This window comes from uncultured Psychrobacillus sp., assembly GCF_938022135.1.
Lineage (GTDB): Bacteria > Bacillota > Bacilli > Bacillales_A > Planococcaceae > Psychrobacillus.
Window position 1 is genome coordinate 45,046 of record NZ_CALIED010000075.1, and the last position, 15,252, is coordinate 60,297.

General features: G+C 38.8%; 21 protein-coding genes. 19 read left to right on the forward strand and 2 right to left on the reverse strand.

The annotated features are described in order from the left end of the window. Positions 1–45 precede the first annotated feature (45 nt). The 18 genes from Q0371_RS15325 to Q0371_RS15410 all read left to right on the forward strand — a co-directional run bounded on the left by Q0371_RS15325 (position 46) and on the right by Q0371_RS15410 (position 12,936). Positions 46–699, forward strand: a complete 654-nt coding sequence (locus tag Q0371_RS15325) for an adenylate kinase (protein WP_169359351.1) — start codon at positions 46–48, stop codon at positions 697–699. A gap of 452 nt (positions 700–1,151) precedes the next feature. Continuing rightward, entirely contained in the window at positions 1,152–1,370 is a 219-nt protein-coding gene (gene infA / locus Q0371_RS15330) for a translation initiation factor IF-1 (protein WP_016429904.1), read from the forward strand. A 38-nt stretch (positions 1,371–1,408) separates the two neighbouring features. Continuing rightward, positions 1,409–1,522, forward strand: a complete 114-nt coding sequence (gene rpmJ, locus Q0371_RS15335) for a 50S ribosomal protein L36 (RefSeq protein WP_003247619.1) — start codon at positions 1,409–1,411, stop codon at positions 1,520–1,522. Between the two features lie 23 nt (positions 1,523–1,545). Continuing rightward, positions 1,546–1,911: a 30S ribosomal protein S13 gene (rpsM, locus tag Q0371_RS15340; protein WP_090567879.1), complete on the forward strand. Its 366-nt coding sequence runs from the start codon at positions 1,546–1,548 to the stop codon at positions 1,909–1,911. Between the two features lie 25 nt (positions 1,912–1,936). Continuing rightward, a complete protein-coding gene (rpsK, locus tag Q0371_RS15345) occupies positions 1,937–2,326 on the forward strand; it encodes a 30S ribosomal protein S11 (RefSeq protein WP_169359350.1) in 390 nt (129 codons plus the stop codon). A 136-nt stretch (positions 2,327–2,462) separates the two neighbouring features. After that, positions 2,463–3,407, forward strand: coding sequence for a DNA-directed RNA polymerase subunit alpha (locus tag Q0371_RS15350; RefSeq protein ID WP_169359349.1), 945 nt, complete (start codon positions 2,463–2,465; stop codon positions 3,405–3,407). Between the two features lie 52 nt (positions 3,408–3,459). Further along, positions 3,460–3,840, forward strand: coding sequence for a 50S ribosomal protein L17 (rplQ, locus tag Q0371_RS15355; RefSeq protein ID WP_169359348.1), 381 nt, complete (start codon positions 3,460–3,462; stop codon positions 3,838–3,840). A 325-nt stretch (positions 3,841–4,165) separates the two neighbouring features. After that, the gene (locus Q0371_RS15360) at positions 4,166–5,014 is read left to right on the forward strand and encodes an energy-coupling factor ABC transporter ATP-binding protein (RefSeq protein ID WP_298472553.1); all 849 of its coding nucleotides are present in this window, start codon (positions 4,166–4,168) and stop codon (positions 5,012–5,014) included. Then, on the forward strand, positions 4,990–5,865 hold the full coding sequence (locus tag Q0371_RS15365) for an energy-coupling factor ABC transporter ATP-binding protein (RefSeq protein WP_298472556.1): 876 nt from the start codon (positions 4,990–4,992) through the stop codon (positions 5,863–5,865). The genes Q0371_RS15360 and Q0371_RS15365 overlap by 25 nt, the downstream gene beginning before the upstream one ends. Beyond that, positions 5,859–6,656, forward strand: coding sequence for an energy-coupling factor transporter transmembrane protein EcfT (locus Q0371_RS15370; protein WP_298472559.1), 798 nt, complete (start codon positions 5,859–5,861; stop codon positions 6,654–6,656). The genes Q0371_RS15365 and Q0371_RS15370 overlap by 7 nt, the downstream gene beginning before the upstream one ends. A gap of 14 nt (positions 6,657–6,670) precedes the next feature. Then, on the forward strand, positions 6,671–7,417 hold the full coding sequence (truA, locus tag Q0371_RS15375; RefSeq protein ID WP_298472562.1) for a tRNA pseudouridine(38-40) synthase TruA: 747 nt from the start codon (positions 6,671–6,673) through the stop codon (positions 7,415–7,417). Between the two features lie 171 nt (positions 7,418–7,588). Continuing rightward, positions 7,589–8,026 (forward strand): 50S ribosomal protein L13, encoded by a 438-nt coding sequence (rplM, locus tag Q0371_RS15380; RefSeq protein WP_151112062.1) that lies wholly within the window; start codon positions 7,589–7,591, stop codon positions 8,024–8,026. A 22-nt stretch (positions 8,027–8,048) separates the two neighbouring features. Then, on the forward strand, positions 8,049–8,441 hold the full coding sequence (gene rpsI, locus Q0371_RS15385; RefSeq protein ID WP_144512714.1) for a 30S ribosomal protein S9: 393 nt from the start codon (positions 8,049–8,051) through the stop codon (positions 8,439–8,441). Between the two features lie 279 nt (positions 8,442–8,720). Next, entirely contained in the window at positions 8,721–9,143 is a 423-nt protein-coding gene (locus Q0371_RS15390; RefSeq protein WP_298472572.1) for a GNAT family N-acetyltransferase, read from the forward strand. Positions 9,144–9,335: 192 nt separating this feature from the next. Continuing rightward, positions 9,336–9,839, forward strand: a complete 504-nt coding sequence (locus Q0371_RS15395) for a GNAT family N-acetyltransferase (protein WP_298472574.1) — start codon at positions 9,336–9,338, stop codon at positions 9,837–9,839. A gap of 17 nt (positions 9,840–9,856) precedes the next feature. Then, positions 9,857–11,041 (forward strand): MFS transporter, encoded by a 1,185-nt coding sequence (locus tag Q0371_RS15400; RefSeq protein ID WP_169359342.1) that lies wholly within the window; start codon positions 9,857–9,859, stop codon positions 11,039–11,041. 51 nt (positions 11,042–11,092) lie between these two features. Then, positions 11,093–11,806, forward strand: coding sequence for an N-acetylmuramoyl-L-alanine amidase (locus Q0371_RS15405; protein WP_169359429.1), 714 nt, complete (start codon positions 11,093–11,095; stop codon positions 11,804–11,806). A 77-nt stretch (positions 11,807–11,883) separates the two neighbouring features. Next, positions 11,884–12,936 (forward strand): P-loop NTPase, encoded by a 1,053-nt coding sequence (locus tag Q0371_RS15410; RefSeq protein WP_169359341.1) that lies wholly within the window; start codon positions 11,884–11,886, stop codon positions 12,934–12,936. A 29-nt stretch (positions 12,937–12,965) separates the two neighbouring features. Here the strand turns inward: Q0371_RS15410 and gerD are convergent, their stop codons facing one another. Continuing rightward, positions 12,966–13,541 (reverse strand): spore germination lipoprotein GerD, encoded by a 576-nt coding sequence (gerD, locus tag Q0371_RS15415; RefSeq protein ID WP_169359340.1) that lies wholly within the window; start codon positions 13,539–13,541, stop codon positions 12,966–12,968. Positions 13,542–13,678: 137 nt separating this feature from the next. On the opposite strand from gerD, the gene Q0371_RS15420 reads away from it, so the two are divergent. Next, complete coding sequence (locus Q0371_RS15420) at positions 13,679–14,356, forward strand: KinB-signaling pathway activation protein (RefSeq protein ID WP_298472604.1); 678 nt, start codon at positions 13,679–13,681, stop codon at positions 14,354–14,356. 68 nt (positions 14,357–14,424) lie between these two features. On the opposite strand, the gene Q0371_RS15425 is transcribed toward Q0371_RS15420, so the two are convergent. Continuing rightward, positions 14,425–15,081, reverse strand: a complete 657-nt coding sequence (locus tag Q0371_RS15425) for a hypothetical protein (protein ID WP_298472607.1) — start codon at positions 15,079–15,081, stop codon at positions 14,425–14,427. Positions 15,082–15,252 lie beyond the last annotated feature (171 nt).

Genomic DNA, 15,252 nt, shown 5'->3' on the forward strand with positions numbered 1-15,252 from the left:
AAGAGTTCCTAAAAATCAACAAATAGTCCTGGGGGGCATTTTCGTATGAATATCGTTTTAATGGGTCTGCCTGGTGCTGGTAAAGGCACTCAAGCAGATAAAATTGTTGAGAAGTACGCAATCCCTCATATTTCTACAGGCGACATGTTTCGTGCAGCTATTAAAGAAGGCACGGAGCTTGGTTTAAAAGCAAAATCGTTTATGGATCAAGGTGCATTAGTACCCGATGAAGTTACGATTGGTATTGTTCGTGAAAGATTAAGTAAACCAGATTGCGATCAAGGATTCCTATTAGATGGCTTCCCGCGTACGGTTCCTCAAGCTGAAGCATTAGATGCTTTACTTTCGGATCTAGGGAAATCTATTGAGCATGTGCTTAATATTCAAGTAGAACAAGAAGAATTGATTAAACGTCTAACAGGTCGTCGTATTTGTAAAGAATGCGGCACTGCTTATCATCTACTGTTCAACCCACCTGCTAAGGAGGGTGTTTGTGACAAAGATGGAGGAGAGCTTTATCAACGTGCGGACGATAATCCCGAAACGGTGACGAACCGTCTGGAAGTAAATATGAAGCAAACACAACCTTTGCTTGATTTTTATGAGAACAAAGGTGTTTTAAGTAATTTAGATGGCCAGCAGGATATTAAAGTAGTATTTGCTGACATCGATGCTCTGTTACAGGGCAACCGCATCTAAAGCCCGGTGCCCGTCGCAGACGACTGAATATCCGGGTAGTATGCAAAGAACGTAAACGTTTTTTTCGAGAGCTGCAAAAGCATATTGCGCCCGGTATACGAACTGGATGATTTTAAAATGTGTTAACAGCGAGGACCCCCTAGTCCACGTGCATTTTGATTTCTGAAAGGGTATAATGGGTTTCGTGGAAAGCATTAATCGAACGGGTACTATGGAACTCATCCAACACATTCGTACGAACATGTTGACATGAGGGAGACAGGTTTCTACCAGTCAGTCTACTCGGTGGATTGCGTTAAACGAAACCTTACGAGTGTCTTTCGAACATCTCTCATGATTTCCAAACATATGCTTAAAACGAATAGTTTCGTTTATTTTGAGGCTATACTACAGCAAATTACGTTTGATTATTGTTGAGAACCTGATTTGTATATAGAAGGGAGACAGGGTTGATGGCGAAAGATGATGTAATTGAAGTCGAAGGAACAGTTGTTGAGACTTTGCCAAACGCGATGTTTAAGGTAGAATTAGAAAACGGTCATACGATACTTGCGCATGTATCGGGTAAAATTCGTATGCACTTTATCCGCATTTTACCTGGAGATAAAGTCACAATTGAACTTTCTCCTTACGATTTAACTCGCGGTCGTATCACGTACCGTTTTAAATAAATCTTTTGCACTCCGGACTACTAAGGAGGTTGGGTTAGATGAAAGTGAGACCATCTGTGAAGCCGATCTGCGAAAAATGTAAAGTAATTCGCCGACGCGGTAAAGTAATGGTAATCTGTGAAAATCCTAAACACAAACAAAGACAAGGATAATAAGAAGGAGGTGCACGACACATATGGCACGTATTGCTGGTGTTGACATTCCACGCGATAAACGCGTTGTTATTGCATTAACATATATTTTCGGAATTGGTAAAACTACGTCACAAAAAGTATTAGCGGAAGCTGGGATCTCTGAAGAGACTCGCGTTCGTGATTTAACTGAAGACGAGCTTAACAAAATCCGTGAACAAATCGGTGTATACAAAGTAGAAGGTGACCTTCGTCGTGAAGTATCACTAAACATTAAACGTCTGATGGAAATCGGTTCATTCCGAGGAATCCGTCATCGTCGCGGCTTACCAGTACGCGGACAAAACACGAAGAACAATGCTCGTACTCGTAAAGGTCCACGTAAAACAGTAGCTAACAAGAAAAAATAATCGGTAAAGGAGGTTTCTTCTTAACATGGCACGTAAACAACAAACACGTAAGCGTCGTGTGAAAAAGAATATCGAATCCGGTATTGCTCACATTCGCTCAACATTTAACAACACTATTGTGACTATAACAGACATGCAAGGTAATGCAATTTCTTGGTCAAGTGCTGGAGCTCTTGGATTCAGAGGTTCTCGTAAATCTACTCCATTCGCTGCACAAATGGCTGCTGAAACTGCTGCTAAAACTTCAATGGAACATGGTTTAAAAACTTTAGAAGTAACTGTTAAAGGTCCTGGTGCTGGTCGTGAAGCGGCAATCCGCGCACTACAAGCTGCAGGTCTAGAAGTTACAGCAATTAAAGACGTAACACCAGTACCACATAATGGTTGCCGTCCACCAAAACGTCGTCGCGTTTAATAGGTGATCCTCAATATGTTTGAGAACATCATTTATTGTACAGACTGAGGTTGTGCAACACAGCAATCAGTTAAACGATCGAATTCATGATGGAAAGAACCTATACATTCGATGTTTTGAGGGAGGGTAAATTGGAATGATCGAAATTGAAAAACCAAAGATTGAAAGTGTAGAAATCAGCGAAAGTGCCAAATTTGGTAAATTTGTTGTAGAACCGCTTGAACGTGGCTATGGAAATACTTTGGGTAATTCTTTACGTCGTATCCTTCTGTCTTCTTTACCAGGAGCTGCAGTTACTTCTATTCAAATCGATGGCGTTTTACACGAGTTTTCAACTATTGAAGGCGTAGTGGAAGATGTAGCATCTATTATTATGAATGTGAAAAAGCTAGCTCTTAAAATCTACTCTGATGAAGAAAAAGTCATAGAGATAGATGTTAAAGGAGAAGGAACGATTACAGCAGCTGACATTACTCATGACAGCGATGTGGAGATTTTAAATCCTGAGCTTTATATTGCTACAATCGGCAAAAATGGTCATTTCCGTATGCGTATGTACGCAGGGAGAGGCCGTGGCTACACTCCTGCTGATCAAAACAAACGTGAGGATCTTCCTATCGGCGTAATCCCGATCGACTCTATTTATACTCCAGTTTCACGCGTTAATTTTCAAGTGGAAAACACTCGTGTTGGACAAATGTCTAACTACGATAAATTAACTCTTGATGTGTGGACAGATGGCAGCACCGGTCCAAAAGAGGCGATTTCTCTTGGAGCAAAAATACTAACAGAGCACTTGAACATTTTTGTAGGGATGACAGATGAGGCACAAACTGCTGAAATCATGGTCGAAAAAGAAGAAGATCAAAAAGAAAAAGTTTTAGAGATGACTATTGAAGAACTTGATCTTTCTGTTCGTTCTTATAATTGCTTGAAGCGCGCAGGTATTAATACAGTACTTGAGCTAGCTAGCAAGTCAGAAGACGACATGATGAAAGTAAGAAACCTTGGACGTAAATCTTTAGAAGAAGTAAGAGCTAAGTTAGATGAGCTTGGCTTAGGATTACGTAAAGAAGACTAAGCGAATTTTGATATAGCTAGATATGAATATTCACCAAAGGAGGGAAACATCCATGGGTTACAGAAAACTTGGACGTACAAGTTCTCAACGTAAAGCGATGTTACGTGACTTAACGACTGACCTAATTATTCATGAGCGTCTTCAAACAACTGAAGCACGTGCAAAAGAATTACGTTCTGTTGTTGAAAAAATGATCACTTTAGGTAAACGCGGAGACTTGCATGCTCGTCGTCAAGCAGCTGCTTACATTCGTCGTGAAGTAGTTACTACTACAAACGAAGAAGGCGAAGAATCAACAACTTTTGCTTTGCAAAAATTGTTTGATGATGTTGCACCACGTTATGCAGATCGCCAAGGCGGTTACACTCGTATTATGAAAGTTGGACCTCGTCGCGGAGACGGAGCACCAGTTGTAGTAATTGAGTTAGTTTAATTTAATGGATCAGTCGTTTGATCGATTGCTAAATTAAAATCCAAAGCTGAAGAGGGATGTTGGTGTTGCTACCACCCTCTTCTTTTTTCAAACAGATTTATACGACATTATAAAAGCAGAGTGTTATGATGAGCGGACTTTCATTAGTGGCGTCTCGTCTAGCTCTACGCACCTCATTTTCTGACTGGTCTTGAGCAACCAGTCAAGAAATAAGTTATAGAAGAGCGCATTTCTCCAAATGAGGTGCGCGCTTTTTTAATTTGTCCATAAAATTTGTTAGGATAGAGTTAAGCCGAGCAGAGTTTAGTTAAGGGAGGTTAAGTGGTTGAAAAAAGAAATTATATCCTTACAGAATGTAACCTTTACATATGCTGAAGAGGAGTCTATTATACGGCCAGCTATACATAATGTGTCATTTTCTATTAAGGAAGGTGAATGGGTCGCCATTGTAGGTCATAATGGTTCTGGTAAATCGACGTTAGCCCGACTAATGAATGGTCTTCTATTTCCTCAGGAGGGAACAGTACGTGTTTTTGGTGACTCCTTGTCACAAGACAATCTTTGGGAAACAAGATCGAAAATGGGGATGGTTTTTCAAAATCCTGATAACCAATTCGTCGGGGCTACTGTTCAGGATGATGTAGCATTTGCCCTTGAGAATAACGGAATCCCCTTTGAGGAAATGGTAGAACGAGTTAGATATTCGCTAGCAAAGGTCAATATGCAAGATTTTATGAATAGCGAACCTCATCATCTATCCGGCGGTCAGAAGCAAAGAGTGGCGATAGCAGGCGCTATTGCGATGCAACCTCGAATCTTACTGTTAGACGAAGCAACCTCTATGTTAGACCCGCAAGGAAAGGAAGAGGTGCTAACGACTGTCAGACAGTTAAGAGAAGAAACAGATTTAACTGTTATCTCCATCACCCATGATTTAGAGGAAACATTGCTTGCGGATAGAGTAATAATGATGAATCAAGGACAAAAGTATGTGGAGGATACTCCTAAAGGGATTTTTGAACGCGGTCAAGAATTGTTGGATTTAGGTTTAGATTTACCTTTCGCCATGAAAATGTCCAAGCTCCTAAAAGCTGAAGGGATATCCCTAACTGCAGAACATATGACAGAAGAAGAGTTGGTGAATGATTTATGGACATCATACTTCAACAAGTAAGCTACGCTTATGCTAAAGATACGCCCTTTGAAAAGAGAGCCCTGTTTAGCGTAAACATGCATATTTCATCTGGCTCTTATCAAGCAATTATAGGGCATACAGGGTCGGGCAAATCAACTGTATTACAGCACTTGAATGCATTGTTAAAGCCTACGGATGGCACAGTTAAAATAGGAAACGTAGAAGTGAAGGCAGACAAGAAAAATAAGCAGCTACGCTCAGTCAGACAAAAGGTAGGCATTGTTTTTCAATTTCCAGAGCATCAATTATTCGATGAGACTGTTCTGAAAGATATTATGTTTGGGCCTATGAATTACGGAGTATCAGAAGCAGAAGCCAAAGCTCGGGCCATCGAATTAATTCGACTATTAGGTCTACCAGATGAAGTCATGGATAAGTCTCCATTTGATTTATCAGGAGGCCAAATGAGACGAGTTGCTATAGCGGGGGTTCTGGCGATGAACCCAGATGTCCTTGTGTTAGACGAGCCTACTGCAGGACTTGATCCTAGAGGCCGGAAAGAGATTATGGACCTCTTCTATCAAATCCATCAAGAGACGGGGCTCACGACCATCCTCGTGACGCACAGCATGGAGGATGCAGCTAGATATGCAGATCAAATAGCAATTATGCATAAAGGGAAATGTGTAGTTCAAGGAACTCCAGAAGAAATATTTCAAAATGAAACTCAATTAAAGGACTACCGTTTAGAGCTACCTCAAACAGTAAAGTTTCAGCGGAAGCTAGAACAAATGATGGGTAGAAGGCTACCGAACCTCTGCTTAACGGAGGAAGTGTTAGCGAAAGAATTGGCACACCTGTTAAAGGAAGGGTGTGAGGATGAATGTTAGAAAAAATGATTTTTGGAAGATATATTCCGGGAGATTCGTTTATCCATCGTTTAGATGCTCGAGCTAAACTAATCTTTGTTTTTCTTTTTATTGCCGTAGTTTTCATCGCAAATAACTGGATTACATATGGGATATTAGTGTTATTTACTTTTTTATTCATTCGTATGTCCAAAATTAGATTATACTTTTTAATCAACGGATTAAAGCCGGTCGTTTTTCTAATTATCTTTACGTTCCTGCTGCACATGATATTTACCCGAGAGGGCGCTATTATTTTTGAATGGAAGTTTATAAAGATTTATGAAGAAGGCTTGAAGCAAGGGATATTTATATCTATTCGTTTCTTCGTCCTTGTTATACTAACGTCCATTCTAACACTCACTACAACCCCTATATCGATTACAGATGCTTTAGAGATACTTCTGAATCCCCTAAAGAAATGGAAGCTCCCAGTGCATGAATTAGCGCTTATGATGTCAATCTCTTTAAGGTTCATCCCAACTCTTATGGATGAAACCGACAAGATTATGAAAGCACAGATGGCAAGAGGGTCGGATATGACGTCAGGAAGTATGAAGCAGCGCATGAATGCTATTGTACCGCTGCTCATTCCACTATTTGTGAGTGCATTTAAGCGAGCAGAAGATTTAGCAACAGCTATGGAGGTTCGCGGCTATAAAGGTGGAGAAGGAAGGACAAGATATCGCAAGCTTGAGTGGAGGAAGAAGGATACGTCAATTTTAGTCGTTCTTGTCCTACTGGCTGCTATCCTTGTTTATTTTAGACAGTAAATGGAGGTAACCGTATGCGTTTAAGAGCTGTAATAAGCTATGACGGGAGTCAATTTTCGGGTTATCAAATCCAACCGGGAAAAAGAACCGTACAGTTAGAGCTTGAACGAGTTCTACAAACAATCCATAAAGGAGAGCTAGTAAAGGTAGTAGCAAGTGGACGAACGGATGCTGGGGTTCATGCTACAGGGCAGGTAATCCATTTTGATAGTCCCTTTACTTTATCTATGGACAGCTGGAGAACTGCTTTGAATGTTCAACTCCCAAAGGATATCCGAATACTTTTCGTAGAAGAAGTGGCTGCCGACTTTCATGCTAGATACCATGCAGCGGGTAAAACGTATCGTTATAAATGGTCGCTTGAAGAGATTCAAAGTCCCTTTGAGCGTAACTATACGGTCCATGTAGATAGATATAAGCCTAACGTAGAATTGATGAAGGAAGCTTCTGTTCACCTTTTAGGAACGCATGATTTTTCAAGCTTCTGTGCATCTAAAACTAGTGTGAAAGATTTTATTCGAACGGTACGATCGATAGACTTTGAATGGAAAGAAGAATCTAATCAGCTGCATATGGTGATTAACGGCAGTGGTTTTTTATATAATATGGTCCGAATTATTGCAGGCACTTTATGGGAAGTGGCAATAGGAAAAAAAAATGTAGACGAGCTACCGGGAATTCTTCAATCTTGCGATAGAAAAAAAGCTGGGAAAACCGCTCCAGCACACGGTTTATACCTAGAAAAAGTAGAGTATTCATGATATAGCAACTTTTCCAGGTGTTTATGGAAAAATACTTGACTATTAAGCGACGGCGGGTTATGATGATGTATGGTATTTTCATTAGCCCCACAATATAAGCCCCGAAACTTATTGTTATGAGGATATAGAAAATTATAGATCGATTATGATTGAATTAGGAGGACAAAATACATGCGTACAACATTCATGGCTAAAGGTCACGAAGTAGAACGTAAATGGTTAGTTATCGACGCTGAAGGCCAAACTCTTGGTCGTCTTGCTTCTGAAGTAGCAGCTATTTTACGTGGAAAAAACAAACCAACATTCACACCGAATGTTGACACTGGTGATCATGTGATCATTATCAATGCAGAAAAAATTCATTTAACTGGGAACAAGTTAAACGACAAAATTTACTACCGTCACACTCAATTTGCTGGTGGACTTAAACAACGTACTGCTTTAGAAATGCGTACTAAGTACCCAACAAAAATGATCGAATTAGCGATCAAAGGAATGCTTCCTAAAAACACTTTAGGTCGTCAAATGTTCGGAAAACTTCACGTTTACGCTGGAGCAGAACATCCACATGCAGCACAACAACCAGAAGCATTTGAGCTTCGCGGATAATAATTAAGAGGAGGACATACACTTGGCACAAGTTCAATATATCGGCACTGGTCGCCGTAAAAGCTCAGTAGCACGCGTACGTTTAGTACCAGGCGAAGGAAAAATCGTTATCAACAAACGTGACGTAGAAGATTACGTACCATACGAAACTTTACGTGAAATCATTAAACAACCATTAGTAACTACTCAAACTTTAGGTAGCTACGATGTTCATGTAAACGTTAATGGTGGTGGATTCACAGGTCAAGCAGGAGCAATCCGTCACGGTATTGCACGTGCACTACTTACAGTAGATCCTGATTTCCGTCCAGCTTTAAAATCAGCAGGATTCTTAACACGTGACCCACGTATGAAAGAACGTAAAAAACCAGGACTTAAAGGCGCTCGTCGTGCACCTCAGTTCTCAAAACGTTAATATCGAATTTACAACCCTTTCCCAATTTGGGAGAGGGTTTTTTCGTGGAAAAATAAACATTGGCGTATTCGACAGGTATGGACGAATGCTAAGAGTTTAAAGATGGAGAATATAAATTAGAGACAAATAAAATAATTGTTGATATACTGACCGCAACACAGCAGAGTCAGATGCTCGTGAAGTAGCACCAGTGGAATCTTGTTATATTGTTTTATATAAAAAGGTAATTATATAAATAAAATGAAACAAAACAAAGAACGTGGAGAGGGGAATGTTGGCATGGAAATTATAAAGCAATGGAATCAGGCGGATAGTGATTATATACGACAAAAGGTTATCGAGCATAATATGGTTAATGTTCCTGAAGAAGTGAAGCACCCGAAACAACAGATCAGTTACATACTGCGTGATGAACATCAAAAAATTCTCGGAGGAATTACAGGGACAATTTTTTGGTACCACCTTCATATAGACTTCCTATGGGTGGATGACTCATTGAGAGGGCAGGGTCACGGTAAAGAGCTGCTAACTAGGATAGAAGAATTTGCGATAGAACATGGCTGTAAGCTTATACAATTAGATACCTTTAGCTTTCAAGCCCCGAATTTTTATAAAAAATTTGGTTACGAAGAAATTGGGATTGTGGATGATTTTCCTACGAAGGATAGTAAACAATATTACTTAGTAAAAAAAATAGGTTAACGAGAAAGGTAGATTGGGTCTTCAGCACCTTAATCTACCTTTTTATCATAATGGAAAAATTTATTACCTGGGAAATTATTATTTAATAACAAATTATTAAGAAAAATTTATCTTCTGCCGAAATAGTGATTGTAGCATAAATTGCGAAGGTGTATATTAAGTTAGCAATTATACATATTGGAGGTGGGGGAATTGTTTTCATCTGAACGATTAATGTTCCGTTCTTATACAGAGGATGACTTTAAATTTCTATATTCGATGCTATCGGATGAGAAAATGATGAGGTTTATAGGGAGTGGAAAGCCAAGAAACCGGGAGGAATCCGTAAATTTCTTACAATGGATATTCCAACATTATGAGCTAAACAAGGAGTATGGATTAAAGCTACTTGTCCGTAAAACGGATGGAGTACCTATTGGGCATGCAGGAATTGTCCCACAGGTGATAGAGGGAAGAGAAGAATTAGAAGTTGGTTATTGGATTGCTAGAGAGCATTGGGGAAATGGTTATGCAAGTGAAGCTGCAAAATCTTTGTTAGAAAGAGGGTTGAGCCAGCTAGGAGAAGATAGATATATATCGCTTGTTCAGAAGGGAAACCTAGCATCTAGGAAGGTAGCAGAGAAGACAGGAATGAGACTAGCAAAAGAAATAATCTTGGGTGACAAGCAAGTTTGCTTATATGAATACGAAAAATAGAGAGAAGCAGGGTTGAAATGAGAAAAAAATTTAATGTTGTTACCTCCACCATTTTGGTGAGCATTTTCTTAGCGAGATTTGGAACATTTTTAGTTATTCCATACCTAACTTTATTTTTATTGAATGAGTTTGACTATACGGGCATGCAAATTGGAGCTATACTTTCCACTCTTGCATTTTCAGGACTTATTATGAGTTTTTTTATTGGTCCTTATATTGATAAATTTCCTAAAAATAAAGTAATCATTACGGGCTTAGCTGGGTATCTTGCGTGTTATATATATTTTCCATTTATAGATCAATACGCAGGATTTATCATTTTTGCTATTGTTCTTGGGATGAGTCAATCGATTGTAGAACCGACCTATCGTGTTCTATTGAGTCTTTATACGGAGCCAGAGAATAGAAGACTAATTTTTAATATCCGATATTTCTTGATTAATATTTCTGCTGCTGTAGCTCCCCTTACTTCTGTCTATTTTCAGCGTTTTGGGCTAGAGAATATATTCTTTGGAGTAGGTTTTATCTTTTTAATTAACATTATTACATTTTTAGTGTTGTTTAAGAAGTATCCAATGGTGAGGCCAGTGGCTAGTGCAAGTAAATCATCTATTTTTCAATCTTTTTATGTATTTAAAAAAGATTATGCGTTTAGCATTTTTGTACTAGCTCTTATTTTTGTAACCTTTGGATACAGTCAGTTTGATTCGACCTTCAGCCAATATCTCGGAAGGACGTTTGACGCTGAGCTTGCTGTACAATATTTTGCATGGTTGATCACTACGAATGCTATTACGGTTCTTATCATTCAATATTTTGTTTATAAGCTTGGAGAGCGGATTAGTACGACTACTTCTCTCATGATAGGAAGTGGGATGTTATCCTTAGGGTTATTAATATTTGGCCAAAGTCCTAATATTATTGTTTTGATTGGAGCAATGATAATCTTCACTGCTGGAGAGGTGCTCGTATTTACAATGGTAGATATACATATAGACAGTATGTGCGAGGATCATGAGAAAGGAACTTACTTCGCTCTAACCGGAGTTAAGTCTATAGGAAGAATAATTGCTCCTAGTTTGGGAGGCATACTTTTAGACAACATAGGAGCTGGAGCAGTCGTGTTCTTTATCATATCTATTATTACAGTTTTATCAGTTCCCTCGTTTTGGATAAGTTCTAAAATGAAGCCTAGAATCTAATCATACTCTTTGTCCCTCGTACGTATAATGAGTGAAAAAGGGGCGATTATTCTGAAGAAATGGTTAACAATTGGGGTTTTATTTTTTGTCACTCTATTAGCTGTAACGTACAGTACGAGAGCAAGTGATATTGGTTTCTTCCTGCCAGAGCCTTTGAGTGGGGTAAAGATTGTGATTGATCCAGGCCATGGTGGTATGGATGGCGGCGCTAGTTATGGAGAAATAGTGGAAAGAGATATTACATTAGCTATGTCTCTTAAACTAGAGAAGTTATTGAAGTCTCAAGGTGCAACCGTTGTTATGACAAGAACTAAAGAAGGAGACGCTGTAGCTGAACATTCACCAGATGAGGACTTTCCAACTACAAGAGCTAGAAAACGAGCTGACCTTCTGCTTCGCGAGGAGATAATGAATAACTCTGAGCCGGATATGGTAATTAGTATGCACGTGAATGCGGTGCCAGAGGAAAGATGGAGAGGTGCTCAAGTTTTCTACCATGCAGAAGGACATGAGGGTGGTCAGCTGTTGGCTAAATCTATTCAATCTTCCATTAGAACAAATATAGGAAACACAGAACGAGAAGCTCTAGCTATTAAACAAGTATACATTTTAAAGAAAGCAAAAGCCCCAGCGGTATTAGTAGAAACAGGGTTTATAAGTAATACAGAGGAAAGAGAGTTACTTACATCAGACAAATATCAAAATGAGATGGTAAATGCTATAGCTAAAGGGATAGGTGTATTTGTAGAAGAAAGCATTTATTGAGCCGTTGATGGGATGGTAGACACTCGTATATGGTATACTATATTGCGAATAGTTAACTAAAGGGGAGTGTCTACACAATGATTAATGAGAATCAAGTTCGTACATTACTTGGGGAATTAAACGATCCGTTTTTACATAGAACGCTTGAAGAAACGAATGGTATCTCTCAAGTTTCAATAAAAGAAGAAAAGAATCATGTTAGCGTTAAGCTTGCAATCGCTAAGATCAACTCTGCGGAGCAGATGCAATTACAAACAAAAGTGGTTGAAGTCTTAAAAAACGCTGGTGCAAATACTGTAGGTATTCGTTTTGAGGAGCTTCCTAAAGAAGTATTGGAGCAGTTCAGAGGAAAAGGGAAAGAAAGCGATAGCGAAGATATTCTTTCTCCAAACAGTAAAGTAAAAATCATCTCGATTGCATCGGGTAAAGGTGGAGTAGGTAAATCTACAGTTTCCGTAAACCTTGCTGTTGCTCTAGCAAGATTAGGTAAAAAAGTTGCATTAGTAGATGCAGATATTTACGGCTTCAGTGTGCCTGATATGATGGGTGTTAAAGACGTGCCACAGATTAAAGAGGATCGAATTATTCCAGTGGAACGCAAAGGCGTAAAAGTAATATCCATGGGATTTTTCGTAGAGAACAATACTCCAGTAGTTTGGCGTGGACCAATGTTAGGGAAAGTGTTAGACCAATTCTTTAAAGACGTAGAGTGGGGAGAGTTAGATTTCTTGCTACTAGATTTACCGCCCGGAACTGGTGACGTCGCGTTAGACATACACCAAATGCTACCGGCTTCTAAAGAGATCGTTGTAACCACTCCTCACCCTACAGCTGCGTTTGTAGCAGCGCGTGCAGGTGCAATGGCATTACAGACGGACCATGAAATTCTAGGTGTTATTGAAAATATGTCCTGGTATGAATCTAAATCTACAGGCGAAAAGGAATTTGTTTTTGGAAAAGGTGGAGGACCAAAACTTGCGGATGAACTTCGTACCGAGCTTCTTGGCCAAATTCCATTAGGTCAGCCTGACTGGAACGACATTGACTTTGCTCCTTCTGTATACGGCGAAACGCATGATACTGGGAAGCTATATTTAGAAATAGCTGAAAAAGTAATAGAAAAAGCATAAAGAAAAGGCCGTTTCCATAGAGGAGCGGCCTATTTTTCTTCTTCTTTTTTACCTCCCTCTTCTTTAGAGCCACCTTCTTCTTTAGAAGCACCGGCTTCTTCCACTAGCTTCTGCCATTTTGCTTGGAGAGACGGACTTTGAATAGTTTCTTCCACAACCTTTTGAATTTCTTTTCTCATATCACTCGATTTCAATGTTTTCTCTAATTCTTTTTTCATTTCGTCTGAGCTAAAGAATGTTTCTAAGTCTTTCAGATACTCTGGATCCTTCATCATGCTTTTCATTAAGTCTTCTTGTTGCTTCTTCATACTCTTAGCCATGGTCTCAGAAAATTTAGGATCTTGGTAAATTTCTTTCCAGAACTCCTCGGCTTCCTTAGAAAGCATGGTTTGTTCTACTGATTTTTTTACTTGCTCACTGTCTATTACAAGCATTTCTTGAAACTTTGGATCCTCTAAAAGAGTTCGAATCGCTTTTTTACCATCCTCTGTCTGTAAAGCATCGATTAACATTTTTTTGTTTTCTTCATATGAAGGAGTACTAGAAGAGTCATTACAACCAGCTAGTAAACCAATACTTAATAAAATCAGGGCGAAATACTTCATTGATTCCTCACCATCCTTTTCAATTATTGTTCACATTTAGTACGGAAATATGTATTGATATTATGAAGAAATAGATTTTTTGGCAAATCGTTGTTACAATTGAAGGATGAAATAGAGTAGATGGAGGCAACCTAGCTGTGACAATACGAAATTGGTTTAAATTTTTTATCAATTCCATGCTCATCGGTGGTTTAATAACAGGAGTTTTAGGTCTATTTATCCGTTGGGATGATGCCTTTGCTAAATACTTTGAAGCAGGCCAATGGAGTGAGTTTCTTGCTGCCTTTGCTTTTATGGTAGTAATGGGCTTTACCGTAAGTGTTATTACTCAAATGGGATTTTTCGCATATTTAACGATTCACCAAATGGGTGTAAATATATTTAGAACCCTAACTTTATGGAATTGGGTACAGTTATTAATCATTGCATTTGTCATATTTGATTTAATAATGTTCCGTTTCCGTCCAAACGCGGAGACTACTTCGCAAGTTTGGCTATACGCTTTCTTGTTAGTCGTTCTAATCGGAACAGGAGTAGTGGTGGCGCTTATCAAAGCAAATAAAACGAAAAAACACGTGTTAATCTCTGCATTGTTCTTTATGATTGTAATTTCAACAATAGAGTGGCTTCCTGTCTTAATGGTTAATGCAGATAACGTCGATAGCTGGGTTACTTTATTATTGTTCCCAATTCTAGCGGTTAATGCATATCAGTTATTGGCTTTACCAAAATACAACGCTAAATCTGATGAAGACCGATTAAAACTAGAAGCGCGGAGAAAAGCGAGAAGAGAAGCCGAGGCAAAGGTTAAATAAGAAAACTGCTCTGACTATTAGTCGGAGCAGTTTTTTATTATAGAAGAATAGTTGAATTCTCTACGCTATTAGGGATAACTTTTGGTTTTCATTTTCATGTTAAATATATTTTGTTCAATACTAACAAAAGATTGTGATCTTAAATATTTTGCAAGCTGGATTGTATCAACTCTTTCTTCCTGGTGGAGAGGAACGGTAAGTATATCTCCCTTCGTAAGCTTAGGCACAGTATTTCCTAAAACTAAAGTAGAGCCTAAAAGATTTACTTCCTCCTTCCAGGCATCTTTTTGAAGTTCAACAGGGAACTCGTAATCAGAAGTTCGAAACCAATCTGGCTTCACACCAATAGCCTCTTCAAATCTATCTATTTCTTTTTTAAATAGACTCCGGTCCTCTATATACAGTAAGCCCTCTTTACCCAACAGACTAATAGGGATTTTTTTATCCTGCATAATTTTAATAATGGGCTCAGATCGCTCAATCCATTCAATGCTAATGAAAAAATGAGGATAAGGAGCTTTTAAACCTTCTACTAGGGTTTCTACATCCTCTCTACCAAATGATAGGTCGATAGTTACCGTATTCCCATAGGCTCCCTTCGATATAACACTTGGTTTTTCGGTTACTTGGAACACGGGAAGAAGTGTAGAGTAAGTATTGGGTGCGAAGAGTAAAAGCAAGAATAACAATACAGAAGTGATGGTTATTAAGAGCTTTGTTTTCAAGGAAACACACACCTTTTCAATTTGTTTTAATAAATTTTATGATTAAGTGTTGACATTCATGTTAAAACGATGTTAAGATACAAAGGTCGCTAAAACAAAACGACAAAATACATTATATGAACATTGAAAACTGAACATGCAAAACGTTAAGACATACAGCATCAACAAGCT

What these genes read in the sequence shown, in the direction of transcription:
- Q0371_RS15325 (WP_169359351.1), top strand. Translation starts at nt 46, where the DNA reads ATGAATATCGTTTTAATGGGTCTGCCTGGTGCTGGTAAAGGCACTCAA.
- infA (WP_016429904.1), top strand. Translation starts at nt 1,152, where the DNA reads ATGGCGAAAGATGATGTAATTGAAGTCGAAGGAACAGTTGTTGAGACT.
- rpmJ (WP_003247619.1), top strand. Translation starts at nt 1,409, where the DNA reads ATGAAAGTGAGACCATCTGTGAAGCCGATCTGCGAAAAATGTAAAGTA.
- rpsM (WP_090567879.1), top strand. Translation starts at nt 1,546, where the DNA reads ATGGCACGTATTGCTGGTGTTGACATTCCACGCGATAAACGCGTTGTT.
- rpsK (WP_169359350.1), top strand. Translation starts at nt 1,937, where the DNA reads ATGGCACGTAAACAACAAACACGTAAGCGTCGTGTGAAAAAGAATATC.
- Q0371_RS15350 (WP_169359349.1), top strand. Translation starts at nt 2,463, where the DNA reads ATGATCGAAATTGAAAAACCAAAGATTGAAAGTGTAGAAATCAGCGAA.
- rplQ (WP_169359348.1), top strand. Translation starts at nt 3,460, where the DNA reads ATGGGTTACAGAAAACTTGGACGTACAAGTTCTCAACGTAAAGCGATG.
- Q0371_RS15365 (WP_298472556.1), top strand. Translation starts at nt 4,990, where the DNA reads ATGGACATCATACTTCAACAAGTAAGCTACGCTTATGCTAAAGATACG.
- Q0371_RS15370 (WP_298472559.1), top strand. Translation starts at nt 5,859, where the DNA reads ATGTTAGAAAAAATGATTTTTGGAAGATATATTCCGGGAGATTCGTTT.
- truA (WP_298472562.1), top strand. Translation starts at nt 6,671, where the DNA reads ATGCGTTTAAGAGCTGTAATAAGCTATGACGGGAGTCAATTTTCGGGT.
- rplM (WP_151112062.1), top strand. Translation starts at nt 7,589, where the DNA reads ATGCGTACAACATTCATGGCTAAAGGTCACGAAGTAGAACGTAAATGG.
- Q0371_RS15390 (WP_298472572.1), top strand. Translation starts at nt 8,721, where the DNA reads ATGGAAATTATAAAGCAATGGAATCAGGCGGATAGTGATTATATACGA.
- Q0371_RS15400 (WP_169359342.1), top strand. Translation starts at nt 9,857, where the DNA reads ATGAGAAAAAAATTTAATGTTGTTACCTCCACCATTTTGGTGAGCATT.
- Q0371_RS15410 (WP_169359341.1), top strand. Translation starts at nt 11,884, where the DNA reads ATGATTAATGAGAATCAAGTTCGTACATTACTTGGGGAATTAAACGAT.
- gerD (WP_169359340.1), bottom strand. Translation starts at nt 13,541, where the DNA reads ATGAAGTATTTCGCCCTGATTTTATTAAGTATTGGTTTACTAGCTGGT.